The sequence below is a fragment of the Pseudomonas sp. NFR09 genome, from assembly GCF_900111535.1.
GTDB lineage: Bacteria > Pseudomonadota > Gammaproteobacteria > Pseudomonadales > Pseudomonadaceae > Aquipseudomonas > Aquipseudomonas extremorientalis.
In genome coordinates this window covers 282,052-295,197 of record NZ_FOIH01000007.1, presented here as the reverse complement: position 1 = coordinate 295,197, position 13,146 = coordinate 282,052, and the positions used below count along the sequence as shown (strand labels likewise).

8 protein-coding genes are annotated in these 13,146 nt (G+C 62.7%); 4 read left to right on the top strand and 4 right to left on the bottom strand.

What is annotated here, in order from left to right; all coding sequences use genetic code 11:
• Window positions 1-2: 2 nt before the first annotated feature.
• From BMX59_RS17760 to BMX59_RS30820, 4 genes are read right to left on the bottom strand one after another with little or no spacing between them, the layout of a single operon-like run.
• Window positions 3-3,161 (bottom strand): hybrid sensor histidine kinase/response regulator, encoded by a 3,159-nt coding sequence (locus BMX59_RS17760; RefSeq protein ID WP_093124012.1) that lies wholly within the window; start codon window positions 3,159-3,161, stop codon window positions 3-5.
• Between the two features lie 50 nt (window positions 3,162-3,211).
• Window positions 3,212-4,399 (bottom strand): response regulator cyclic di-GMP phosphodiesterase PvrR, encoded by a 1,188-nt coding sequence (locus tag BMX59_RS17755; RefSeq protein ID WP_093124008.1) that lies wholly within the window; start codon window positions 4,397-4,399, stop codon window positions 3,212-3,214.
• The gene (locus BMX59_RS17750) at window positions 4,386-7,172 is read right to left on the bottom strand and encodes an ATP-binding protein (RefSeq protein WP_093124004.1); all 2,787 of its coding nucleotides are present in this window, start codon (window positions 7,170-7,172) and stop codon (window positions 4,386-4,388) included. Before BMX59_RS17750 ends, BMX59_RS17755 begins: the two co-directional genes overlap by 14 nt.
• A 54-nt stretch (window positions 7,173-7,226) precedes the next feature.
• Complete coding sequence (locus BMX59_RS30820; protein ID WP_256572975.1) at window positions 7,227-7,832, bottom strand: fimbrial protein; 606 nt, start codon at window positions 7,830-7,832, stop codon at window positions 7,227-7,229.
• A 543-nt stretch (window positions 7,833-8,375) separates the two neighbouring features.
• Here BMX59_RS30820 and BMX59_RS17740 point away from each other — a divergent pair.
• Genes BMX59_RS17740 through BMX59_RS17725 form a run of 4 tightly spaced genes read left to right on the top strand, consistent with a single transcriptional unit; the run spans window position 8,376 to window position 13,041 of the window.
• Window positions 8,376-8,849 carry a MarR family winged helix-turn-helix transcriptional regulator gene (locus tag BMX59_RS17740; protein WP_092244885.1) on the top strand — a complete coding sequence of 158 codons (474 nt, stop codon included), beginning with the start codon at window positions 8,376-8,378 and terminating at the stop codon, window positions 8,847-8,849.
• Window positions 8,846-10,297, top strand: coding sequence for an efflux transporter outer membrane subunit (locus tag BMX59_RS17735; protein ID WP_093123995.1), 1,452 nt, complete (start codon window positions 8,846-8,848; stop codon window positions 10,295-10,297). The genes BMX59_RS17740 and BMX59_RS17735 overlap by 4 nt, the downstream gene beginning before the upstream one ends.
• Before the next feature lie 15 nt (window positions 10,298-10,312).
• A complete protein-coding gene (locus tag BMX59_RS17730; RefSeq protein ID WP_071493452.1) occupies window positions 10,313-11,512 on the top strand; it encodes an HlyD/EmrA/EmrK family protein in 1,200 nt (399 codons plus the stop codon).
• Window positions 11,512-13,041, top strand: a complete 1,530-nt coding sequence (locus BMX59_RS17725; RefSeq protein WP_058423856.1) for a DHA2 family efflux MFS transporter permease subunit — start codon at window positions 11,512-11,514, stop codon at window positions 13,039-13,041. The genes BMX59_RS17730 and BMX59_RS17725 overlap by 1 nt, the downstream gene beginning before the upstream one ends.
• Window positions 13,042-13,146 lie beyond the last annotated feature (105 nt).

The following is a 13,146-nucleotide window of genomic DNA, read 5'->3' as shown; positions in this document are numbered from 1 at the left end:
AGTTATTCAAGGGTGTCGAGCAATGCCGTGAGGCGCGCGAGGTGCTGCCGTACTTCCAAGGCCAGGGCCGGTGTGACCGCCATGCCGGTCAGGCGTAGCTCCAAACTGACAAAGGCGCTGGCCATATCGTCCAACTGCACCGCGCCCAGAGCGCCGGCCATGCTGTGCAGTTGCTGCGCCGCGCCATTGGCGTCCCGATTGTCCAGCGCGGTCAAGGTAGTCTGTACGTCCTGGCGCAGCGTGGTGACAAACAGCTCACGCATCCTGGGCGACAACGGCGGCATATCGACCACCGCCGGTATTTCGATCTTGCAGTGTTGTTCCAGCTGCGTACGCAAAGCGGCGAGGCTCAGGGGCTTGACCATCCACGCGTTCATGCCGACAGCGGCGCAATGCTCGCCTTCTTCGCGCAGGGCATTGGCGGTCACCCCGATGATCGGCAGTACGGCATCCTGTCGGCGCAAGGCTTCGGTCAGTTGGTAGCCGTTCATCACCGGCATATTCACGTCGGTCAGCACCAGGTCGAAGCGTCCCGGCAGCCACTGCATCAGCGCCTGTTCGCCGTTGGCCGCCACGACCACCTGGCAACCCAGGGCTTCCAATTGTTCTTTGATAATGGCCGCGTTGATTACATTGTCTTCGGCCACCAGCACCTGCAGGTTCAGTGGTTGCGCGTTGGCGGACGGTACGCGGCGTGGGCCTGCTTCGGCGCCATGCTGCGCCCGGTAGATCGCCCAGGCAATGGCGCGCACATTGTCGGCGTCGACGCTCCAGTCGGCACCGCACGCTTGCGCCGGGTCGGGCCCGCCCGCCGAGGCGATGATGCGCGTGCCGGGCCATGCCAGGTCCTGGGCGAAATCCACCAGCAGCGCGTTAGCCGGCATCTCGGCTGACAGCGCACGGCTGGGAAGCCCCAGGCGATTGAGCCAGTTGATCAGGTGCTGCGCCCGTTCGGGTTCCTGTGCGCGTACGTAGACAGGCGGCAGGCCGGGGCTGAACGGCGTGCAATCGGCCAGGCTGCCGGGAACGACCTGTAATGCGACCTGCAAGGTAAAGCTGCTGCCCAGCCCGGGCTCACTCACCACATTCAACTGGCCGTGCATCAGCTCGCACAGCCATTTGCAGATTGCCAGGCCCAGCCCGGCACCGGCCTGGCTGGCGGCATCTTCGGCCTGGTAGAAGGGGTCGAAAAGCTGGTGTTGCTGCGCCTGGGAAATGCCCACGCCGGAATCGCTGACCTGCCATTGCAGGCTCACCTGGTCGTCGCTGGTTTGCAGGACACGCAGGCGCAGCACCACGCGCCCGTGATCGGTGAACTTGATCGCGTTGCTCAGCAGGTTGTTGAGGATCTGGCGGATACGCTGCGGGTCACCGCGCAGTCGGTCCGGCAGGTTCGCGTCGATGCAGGCATACAGCTGCAAGCCCTTGGCGCGGGCGAAGGCGCTGTAGGTGCGCACGCTGTCCTCGCTCAGTTCCAGGGGGCAGAAGTCCTGAAGTTCGAGGGTCATTTGCCCGGCTTCGATCTTTGACACATCCAGCACGTCGCTGATCAGTTGGAACAGGGAGGTGGAGGAGCGCTGGATGGTCTGCAGGTAATCCTGCTGGCGTGGTGCGAGCGAGGTCAGGCCGAGCAGCTCCAGAGTGCCTAGCACGCCGTACAGTGGTGTGCGGATTTCATGGCTCATGGTCGCGAGGAAGCGACTCTTGGCCAGGTTCGCCGAATCGGCCGCCTGACGCGCTTCCTCCAGAGCGGCAGCATCTTCGATATGCCGGGTAACATCGTGCACCGCGCACAACCACGCGTCCTGGCCTTGGTAACGGGTGGGCACGAAGGCCACGTGCAGGTGGCGGCCGTCACTTTCAAGGTCGGCCTGGCCCGGCGTGGTGCGCGGCTGCTGCTTGAGCAAGTCGAATAATGCGCGGGCGTCCTGCCATTGCTGGGCACGGCGGTTTTGCAGGAGCACGTGATGATCGCTGCGGCGGATCACGCACAGGCCGGTCGGCGCGGTGTCGATGACCGCGCGGCTGAACGCCTCGCTTTCGGCGATGCTCGCGTGGGCCTGATGGGCGGGCAACACCACTCGCGCCGTGTACCAACGGTTGAAGGCGCGGCCACAGCCCAGCATCGCCAGCACCACGACCAGCAGGCACAGCAGTGGCCACATCGCGTAATCGAGGAAACGTTGCAGGCTGATCACGTAGATCGCTGTCCAGGGCTGCCCGCCCTGGCTGGTCAGTTTGAACACCAGGCCGTCACGGGTGACGTTCACACCTTCGTTCAGCACCTGGCCGGGCGTTACTGCACCGGTCAGGACAACTCCGTCGGGGGTGATCAAGGTGAAGTTGTCGTAGATCGACCACTGCATCAAGCGCTCGATGTTATTGACCTTGGCCAGGTCCAGCAGAGAGGCCACCACCACCCAGGTGTTGGCGCCGTCGATGGTCAGCGCGGTCGAGGCCAGGTTGATGTCGACATAGCCCAGCAGCACGGGCGCACCGTTGTGATCGGGTGCGGCGGCGTAGGGTTCCCAGTGCACTTGATGATCCGTCCGCGACGAATTCTTTGCGTGCAGGCGTTCGTTCAACTGGGTCAGCACGTCCAGCAGCGCACCGACGGGCACCTGGCCGCCATCGCGCAGCCGGCCGGTGGCGGGCACGCTGATGTCGAAGTTGTCCGGTCCGTTGACCACCATTACCTGGGGCGACTGATAGTGAGAGGCGGCCCAGAATGCGCTGTAATAAGCCGACAAGTAGGTGCCGAGGGCGAACACCTTGGGGTACTCGGCGGCGGCGATCTTGTCCGGGTTGATTTTCAGGCTGTAGGGCAGGGAAAACGGCAGCCCGCGACCCTCATAGATATTCGGTCCTTCTTCGGGCAGCGGCTTTTGCGCAACGGGTGGGAGCAGGGCCGAAGGGTTGAGTTCGCCCTTGATACTGCCCCGCGAGACATCGCGCAGGAAGGCTTGCTGCTCGTGGATATTCTCCATCAGCCGGGCGAAATGGAATTGCAGGGTTTCATGCTGCTCCTGGACCATGCGTTGCACCCCCAGGCAGCTGATACCCAGCAGCAAAAGCACCAAGGCTCCCAATACCAGCAAGCCTTTGTTCAGGCGCAGTGAACTGCTGGTGAGTTTCTCCAGGAAGGCATTGGGGTGATGCATGACGCGGTGACCTCGCAAGCTAACGGCGTTGTTCCACACCCGGCAGCCGGTCAATAGGCGCTCGCAGGCCCGTCGTGGGTCAGCAATTGCTGGAACTGATCCGCAGAGACGGCGTGAGAGATCAGGAAACCCTGGACCTGAGTGCAGTCGATCTTACGCAACAGCGCAAGTTCTTGCGCGGTTTCTACGCCTTCGGCGACCACGATCAAGCCCAATTGACGCCCCAGGCTGACGATGCTGGTGAGTGCCTGGGCCAATTCTTCGTTGGCGTTGCAGCCCTGCACCAGGGCACGGTCGATCTTTACCTCGGTGAACGGTGCCGACACCAGGTTCATGTACGAGCTGTAGCCCTTGCCGAAATCGTCCTGGGACAGGCCGAAACCCTTGATGCGCAAGCGGCAGGCGCCGGCGTAGAAATTGCTGATGTCGTCGGGCACCGAGCATTCCATCAGCTCGAAACAGATACGTGCCGGCAGCCCCTGGTGTTCCAGCACGAACGCCAGGATGCGGTCGGGCAGGTCGTGGCTGTTGAGCAGGTGCGTGGGCAGGTTGATGGACACCGGGATGTCATAGCCTTGTTGGCGCCATACGGCTTGGGCGGCCATCGCTTGCTTGAGCACGCACCACAACAGGCGTTCTTCCAGGTGGCAGGCGATCAATGCCGGCAGGAACACGCCGGGCAGCAACAGGCCATGCTCGGGGTGTACCCAGCGCACCAGGGCTTCGGCCGCGACGATGCGGCCATTGTTCAGGGCTTTCTTGGGTTGGAACCAGGCTTGCAGTTCACCATTATCGAGGGCGTTCATCAGGCTTTGGCAATCGATGCCGGGCTGGGTCTGGGCCGGGGCAACCTGGCGCAGAGCCTGCAGCTGGTCGATCAGGCAACGCAGGGCCGCGGCATTCACCGGCTTGGAAATCAACCCGATCACCTTCACTTGCAGGTTACTCGCCACCAGGCTTGCACCCATCAGCATGCGCCGTGACGCGGCGCTCATGATCGCCAGCGCGGGGCATGAGGGTTGTGCGGCCAGGCCCTGGATAAATTGCACACCGTCCATGCCGGGCATCAGCAAGTCGGTGAGCACCAGGTCGAAATCGCGTTGTTTCAGGCAGGCCAGCGCTGCTTTACCGTCCCTGGCGCACACCACATCAAAATCCCCCAGCTCGCTGAACAGGTTCTGCAAATACAGGTGCTGAAAGGGATGGTCTTCAACGATCAGAATGCTACAGGGTTTCATGGGTAGCTCGTGCGTAGGGAGCCAGGGCAGTGAACAAGGCTCGCAGTGTGAAGGGTTTGACCAGGCAGTGATTCATGCCGGCCGCCAGGCACAAGGCATCTTCACCGCGCAGGGCGTTGGCGGTTGCGCCGAGGATCGGGGTGTTGCAGCCAAGGCACCGCAGGGCTTCGGCCAGTTCGTAGCCATTGAGCTTGGGCATGTTGACGTCAGTGAGCACGATGTCGAAGGCGCCTTCGTGCCAGCGCGACAAGGCCTCTTCGCCATCGCCGGCCAGCTCTACGGTACAACCGAGTTCTTCAAGCTGGTCACGCAGGATCAACTGGTTGATGGCGTTGTCTTCGGCCACCAGGATATGCAGGTGCAAGGGGTGCAGGTCGCGCCGCTCGCAACGCGCCTGGGACGGTGCGGCCTGGCCGTTCTGGGCGTGGCGAACCGCCTGGTGAATCGCGTTCAGGTCGTTGAGGTTGACCTGCCAGCCATCGCCGGTGAACTGCGGTTCGTGGGCACCATCGCTGCTGGCGAATACCCGTGGGCCGTGCCAGGAGGTGTCCAGGCTGCGCTCTACCAGTTCGAGCAGTACCGCGGGTGCGGCCAGCTCGGCGCTGGACGGCGGGCCGACCTGCGCACGGGCACCCCAGCGGCGCAGCCAGCCGCAGAGGCTGTCGGCCAGTTCGCGTACAGGCGAGAGCACATACACCACCTCCTGCGCCAACGGCGGCCGCAGCGACGGCACGATGCTAGCGGGTTGCTCCAGCGGCACGGCCAGGGAAAAGCTGCTGCCCAGCCCCGGCTCGCTGACCATGCGCAGGGTGCCGTTCATCAAGTGGGTCAGGCGCAGGCAAATGGGCAGGCCGAGGCCGGTGCCGGCGATCACATGGGGGTTGCCTTCGGTCTGGTAGAACGGCTCGAAGATCAGTGCCTGGTCTTCCTGGGCGATGCCTTTGCCAGTGTCCGAGACTTGCCATTGCAGGCACGCCCGTTCGCCTTCACGGCTGAGCTTTTTGACCCGCAGTACTACGCGCCCGGAGTCGGTGAACTTGACCGCATTGCTCAGTAGGTTGTTGAGGATCTGGCGCAAGCGGCTGGCATCGCCGATCAGGCGCAGCGGCAGTTGCGGGTCGAGGCACGCATACAGCTGCAAACCCTTGCTCTGTGCGGCGGCGGCGTAACCCTGCACCACTTCCTGCACCAGGCTGGGCACACAAAACTCACTCAACTCCAGGGCCAATTGGCCGGCTTCGATCTTTGACACGTCGAGCACATCGCAGATCAGTTGCAGCAGCGTCGCCGAGGAACCTTCGATGGCATGCAGGTAGCTTTTCTGCTGGGCATCCAGGCGAGTACGGGCGAGAAGCTCCAGGGTACCGAGCACGCCATACAGCGGCGTGCGGATTTCGTGACTCATGGTCGCCAGGAACAGTGTCTTGGCTTCGTTGGCGGCATCGGCGGATTGGCGTGCCTGTTCCAGCGCCGCTTCGATCTGGGTGCGTGCGCTGATGTCGCTGAAGGCGCAGAGCAACACGTCTTCCCCCTTGTAGCGGGTGGGCGCGCAGCTCAGGTACAGGTGGCGGCCATCGGCGGCTTTGAAGTAGTCGGTGAGGCAGGGGGCGTCCGTATCGAAGGCATTACGGATCCAGTCCGGCCCCAGCTGCGCGCCGGCCTGGCCGAGCCATTGTTGGGCGAGGGTATTTTCCAGCACCACTTCGCCGTCCGTGCGCCGCAGCACGCACAGGGCCACGGGCGCAGTCTGGATCACATCGCGGCTGAACAGCTCGCTTTCCACCAGCGCCTGGATGCGGTGGATGGCGGGGATGATGAAGCGGTGTTCCAGTCGGCGGGTCAACAGGGCCACCAGGCTGATGGTCAGCAGGCAGAACAGCAGGGCGCCGAGCATCTGCGGCCATAGTGCCCAGAGCACCGCGTGCAGGTCGATGGAGTAGGTGAGCTGCCAGTCCGACGACTTCAGCTGTTTGCGCAACACCAATTGCTCGGGCAGCCAACCGTCGCCGACAAAGCCGAAGAAGTCCTGCTGGCGCAGGTGCGGCAGGTTTTGCCCGGGCGGCGGGTTACGGCTGTTGCTGAATAGAGGCATACCTTGGGCGTTGAACATGGTGAACTCGCCAGCACTGTGGTCGCTCAAGGCGTTGGAGACTTCACGGTCATCCATCTCCAGGCCGAGCCAGCCGGAGTCCAGGTCGCGTTCATCCAGGCGGATAAAGATATATAGCTGCGAGTTGCCGCCGTCGGTGTGGGTCAGCCAGAGTTCCTGCAGGGTTTTCTGCTGCTTGAGGGCATTGAGTTGCACCAGCATGGGCGCGGGAAAATCGGCAGCCACGGGACCCGCATCGTAAAGTCGCAGCACCTGGGCATCGGTGCCGACGTACAGCAGGTTGAGCTGCTTGGCCTTCAGGAAGTCGCGCATGCGCTGGGTCAGCCAGATGCTCCATTGCTTACCCGGGATTTTGCCGAGCAACAGGCGGATTTCCTCATCGTTCACCGGCAGGTTCAATTTGGCCTTGCGTGTAGCCGACAGGCTGAGGCTTTCCAGCAGGGCTTCACGGGTGGTGAAAAAGGTATGGGCCTCGGCGATGGCGCTGCTCATGTAGCTGCGCCGCTGGGATATCTCGTTGTTGAACGTAAATAGCAGGAAGCTGTACACGCCGCCCAGCATGCCCACCAGCAGCACCAGCGCAAAAATGCGCAACAGGCGGCGGGCGGCGTGGGGCGTGGACAGGACGGGGCTGATCTGGTGGAGATAGTTCTTTAATCGCATCCCGTCACTCTAGGGATGGCCGCATGTAGGAAAAATCAGACGATCCTTAGTTTGCTACAGGTAGTTCACGATAAAGGTGACTTCGGTGTTGGCGCTGCCGGCTTCGACGTTGCCGGTGGGCAAGCGGTAATACGAGGCCGACAAGGGAATCTTGAAATTGGTGCCTGTGGTGGTGAAACCGCTGAAGGAGTAGGTGGTATCAAACGCGATGGGTTGCCCGGCATCATCCATCAATTGCAGGCCGATGCCTTTGGCGGTGGAGCCGCCGTTGAGCGCGACGACACCTTTTGCCGCGTCGACGATGGGCGTGGTGGCCTTGAGCGAATAGGTGACTTTATTGATACCGGTCTGGCACTGGTTCAAGCCGATGTCGAAGCGAATGGTGCGAGGGGTTGCGCCTGCGTCGCGAAATTCCCAGAGCTGATAGTCGTCGCCCATGGCGACGTGGACGGAAGGGGTCTGGCAGGAGGCGGCGTTCAACACCAGGGGGGTGGTCAGGTTGTACTTGCTGATGATCAGATCGTCAGCTTGCAAGTTGCCCAGGTTGCCGGCAGCGACCTTGACCTGTGGAGACAGCGGGCCTGACTTGACGATTTCCAGGCGTACCGAGCCTGGGGGGATGCCGTAACCACTCGGCTTAAGGGAAGCAGGTGCAGCCATATAGTAATCCAGGCTGTCGATCCAGACGCGGAACGAAAGGCCTGTCTTGCCGATAGGGTAGGTCGAGCCGCTGGTGACCGAGCCTAACGCAGGGTTTATCACGATGCCGTATTGGGAGGAACCTGTGCATTTCCAGCTGTTCTGACCCGATTGCACCGTGTCTTGGTAAATCACGGTGCCGTCGGGAGTGTCAGCGGGAACTGTCAGGCTGCCGCTGGACAGACTTGCGCCGAAATTAAGGGTTTCATTGGTGTTGACGGTGGCTGTGCAATTAGCCGCGGAGGCGGCTGATGCGCCCGCCAGGGTGACGACCGCGAGGCAAGCAAACTGTTTTAAGGAAGTCATGGGAAGGAGGGTGTCGACTGGTCAAAGGGCTACTCAGATTACTCAGCGAAGGCGTCACACCCCATCAGGCAATCCTTAGAACCCCACCATTCATCCGCCCATTACCAAGCAAGCTAATAATTCCATTTGACATTCGCTGCCTAAGCAGTAACATCTTGTCATACATTCACTGCCTAGGCAGTAATAAGGTGACTTCCGATGCCCCACTTCACCCCTGACAGCTTTCGCAACTGCCACCTCGGCCTGCTCCTGGGCCGGGCGGCGCTGCTCAAGGACCGCATTATCGACACCCATATGGAGCCGTACGGCGTGACCGCCGCGCAGTTCAAGGTGTTGATCATCATCGCTCAGTTCGACGTGGATACCCCGGCGGAGCTGTGCCGCAACCTGTCCCTGGACAGCGGTTCCATGACCCGCATGCTCGACCGCCTGGAGCAGAAAGGCCTACTGGCACGCCAGCGTTCCGAGCAGGACCGGCGCCAGGTGCGGCTGGTGCTGACCGAAGACGGCCAGCGCCTGGCGGACATGCTGCCGCACATCGGTGCCCAGTCGATGAACGAATTGGCCGGCGCACTGGAGCCCGGCGAGCTGCAGACCCTGGAGCGGATCCTCAAGAAAATTCTGGTAGCTGCCGGTGACGCCATCGTCATCCAGCGGGTAGGTAAAGAATGAACACACGTGCACTCAGCCTGGTGCTGGTGGCCATGAGCATGGCCGGTTGCGCCAACTACAGCGGCCTCGACACCCAAGGCAAACGCCTCGACGCCAGCACATTGCAAACCGGTAAAACCTTGAGCGGTGTGACCTTGTCGAGCGCTGCCTGGCCGACCGCTGACTGGTGGAAAAGCCTCGGCGACCCGCAACTCGACGGTCTGATCCAGGAAGCCCTGCAAAACAGCCCCGACATGCAAGTCGCCAGCGCCCGGGCCCACCAGGCCGAGGCTGCTGCCTATGCCGCCAACGCCGAGCGCATGCCGACCCTCGACGCCAGCGCCGGTGTCAGCCGCTCGCGCCTGGCAAAAGACCAGGACCCGCGCGGTGAAGGCGATGCTTATTCGACCGTGCGCAACATCGGCGCCAGCTTCAACTACACCTTCGACCTCTGGGGCGGCCAGCGGGCTGCCTGGGAAGCCGCGTTGGGTGAGGCGCGTGCTGCCCAGGTCGACCAGCAGGCCGCGCGCCTGACCCTGGCCGCCAACGTGGCCAAGGCCTACAGCGACCTGGGCCAGGCCCATATCGTGCGCGACCTGGCCAACGACGACCTCAAGCGCACCCGGCAGATGCTCGACCTGGGCAAGCGCCGGCTGAATTCGGGCATCGACAGCCAGTACCAGTACCAGCAGACCGAAAGCCTGGAAGCCAGCGCCCAGTCGCAACTGATCGACGCGGAAAAACAGCTGCAAAGCGCCAAGATCGCCCTGGCCGTATTGCTTGGCAAAGGCCCGGACCGTGGCAGTGAACTGGCCCGGCCCAACGTGCTGAAACCCAGCGCGGTGGCCGTGCCCTCGGTGCTGCCGGCCGAGCTGTTGGGCCGCCGCCCGGACCTGATCGCCGCGCGCTGGCGGGTCGAATCGGCGGGCCGGAACATCGATGCCAGCAAGACGCGCTTCTACCCTAACCTCAACCTGAGCGCGAGCGCCGGGGCCGAGTCGTTGCTGGGGGATGCGATGTTCGGGTCGGCCAGCCGCTTCTTCAACATTACGCCGACGATCTCGCTGCCGATCTTCGACGGCGGCCGCCTGCGTGCCGACCTCGATGCCCGCGACGCCGACTACGACCTGGCGGTGGCGCAGTACAACAAAACCCTGGTGCAAGCCCTGGGCGATATCGGCAACACCCTTTCGCAACTGCGCGACACCGGCCGGCAGATCCAGGCCCAGCAACATGCCGCGGACATTGCCCAGCAGTCCTACGACACCGGGGTGCAGCGCTACAGCTCCGGGATCGGTAACTACCTGGATGTGCTCAGCATCGAGCAGCAACTGCTGCAGGCCCAGCGTCAGCTGGCAACCCTGAATGCCGCGCAGATCGATCTGTCGATTCAACTGATGCAGGCCCTGGGCGGCGGCTACAGCGCCGACAACGTGGCAGCGACCACCCCCGCCACACGCACGGAATAATTTGAGGTATTTGTCATGGCCACTGCCGAAAACACCAATGCAACCGAACAACCCAAAGACAACAACCCCCGCAAACGCAAGGTGATGCTGATCGGCCTGGCGCTGATCGTCATCCTCGCCGTGGTCGGCGTATGGGGCTGGTATGAGCTGTACGGCCGCTTCAGCGAAAGCACCGACGACGCCTACGTGAACGGCAACGTGGTGGAAATCACCCCGCTGGTCACCGGCACCGTGGTCAGCATCGGCGCCGACGATGGCGACCTGGTCCACGAGGGCCAGGTGCTGATCAACTTCGACCCGAACGACGCCGCCGTCGGCCTGCAAAGTGCCCAGGCCAACCTGGCCCGCACCGTGCGCCAGGTGCGCGGCCTGTACAGCAACGTCGACGGCATGAAGGCCCAGGTCAATGCGCAGAAAGCCGACGTGCAGACCGCCCAGGACAACTTCAATCGTCGTAAAACCCTGGCCCAGGGCGGGGCGATTTCCCAGGAGGAGCTGTCCCATGCCCGTGACAGCCTCACTGCGGCCAAAAACGCCCTGACCAACCTTGAGCAACAACTGAAAACCACCAATGCGTTGGTGGACGACACGGTGATCAGTTCTCACCCGGATGTGCAGGCCGCCGCCGCGCAACTGCGCCAGGCCTACCTGGCCAATGCGCGCAGCACCTTGATCGCACCGGTCACCGGCTATGTGGCCAAGCGCACCGTACAACTGGGCCAGCGCGTACAACCGGGCACCGCATTGATGGCGGTGATCCCGCTGAACCAGCTGTGGATCGACGCCAACTTCAAGGAAACCCAACTGCGTGACATGCGCATCGGCCAGCCGGTGGACATCGAATCGGACATCTACGGCAGCGACGTGAAATTCAGCGGCACCATCGACAGCCTCGGCGCCGGTACCGGCAGCGCGTTTGCCCTGCTGCCGGCGCAGAACGCCACGGGTAACTGGATCAAGATCGTGCAACGGGTGCCGGTGCGTATCCACATCAATGCCGAAGAACTGGCCAAGCACCCGCTGCGCGTGGGCTTGAGCACCCTGGTCAAGGTCGACCTGCATGACCAGAGCGGCCCGGTACTGGCGCAACAGGCGCCGCAGAAGGCCTCGTTCAGCACCAACGTGTATGACCGCCAACTCGCCGAGGCCGACGCCATGATCACCCAGTTGATCCATGACAACAGCCTCGCCGCGCCCAAGGCTGTGCAACGCTGATGAGCAATAACGCCTCCTTCACGCCACCCAGCCTGTTGATGGCCACCATTGGCCTGTCGCTGGCGACCTTCATGCAGGTGCTCGACACCACCATCGCCAACGTGGCGTTGCCGACCATTTCCGGCAACCTTGGCGTGAGTTCGGAGCAGGGCACCTGGGTCATCACCTCGTTTGCGGTGAGCAACGCGATTGCCTTGCCGCTCACCGGCTGGCTGAGCCGGCGGTTTGGCGAGGTCAAGCTGTTCTTGTGGGCGACGATGCTGTTCGTGCTGGCGTCGTTCCTGTGTGGTATTTCCACGTCGATGCCCGAGCTGATCGCTTTTCGCGTCATACAAGGCCTGGTGGCCGGGCCGTTGTACCCGATGACCCAGACGCTGCTGATCGCCGTCTACCCGCCGGCGAGGCGAGGCATGGCCCTGGCGTTGCTGGCGATGGTCACGGTGGTGGCGCCGATTGCCGGGCCGATCCTCGGCGGCTGGATCACCGACAGCTACAGCTGGCCGTGGATCTTCTTCATCAACGTGCCCATCGGTATCTTTGCGGTGATGGTGGTGCGTTCGCAGTTGAAGAAACGTCCGGTGCAGACCAGTTATCAGCCGATGGACTACGTCGGGTTGCTGAGCTTGATCGTCGGCGTGGGCGCCTTGCAGATCATTCTCGACAAGGGCAATGACCTGGACTGGTTCGAATCCAACTTCATTATCGTGGGCGCGGCGATTTCGGTGATTGCCCTGGCGGTGTTCATCATCTGGGAACTCACCGACAAACACCCGGTGGTCAACCTGAAGCTGTTTGCCTACCGCAACTTCCGCATCGGCACCATCGTGTTGATCCTGGGGTACGCAGGCTTCTTCGGCATCAACCTGATCCTGCCGCAATGGTTGCAGACCCAGATGGGCTACACCGCGACCTGGGCCGGGCTGGCGGTGGCGCCGATCGGTATTTTGCCGGTACTGATGTCGCCGTTCGTGGGCAAGTACGCGCACAAGTTCGACCTGCGCCTGCTGGCGGGCCTGGCCTTCCTGGCGATTGGCTTGAGCTGCTTCATGCGCGCAGGTTTCACCAATGAGGTGGACTTCCAGCACATCGCCCTGGTGCAGTTGTTCATGGGGATTGGCGTGGCGCTGTTCTTCATGCCGACCTTGAGCATATTGATGTCCGACCTGCCGCCGCACCAGATTGCCGACGGCGCGGGCCTGGCCACGTTCCTGCGCACCCTGGGCGGCAGCTTCGCGGCGTCGCTGACCACCTGGATCTGGATTCGCCGGGCGGACCAGCACCATGCCTACATGAGCGAGAACATGACCACCTACGACTCGGCGACCCGCGATGCCTTGCAGGCGCTCGGTGGGGCAGGGCAGAAGGCCTATACGCAGCTGGACCAGATCCTCACCAGCCAGGCATACATGATGTCCACCGTGGATTACTTCACGTTGCTGGGGTGGATGTTCATGGGGTTGATGCTGCTGGTGTGGCTGGCCAAGCCGCCGTTTGGCGCCAAGGCCGGGCCGGAAGCCTCAGGCCACTGATCCGCAAGGGCTGGAATGCAATCAACTGTGGGAGGGGGCTTGCCCCCGATGGCGGTGGCTCAGTCAAAAATATGCTGACAGATCCACAGCCATCGGGGGCAAGCC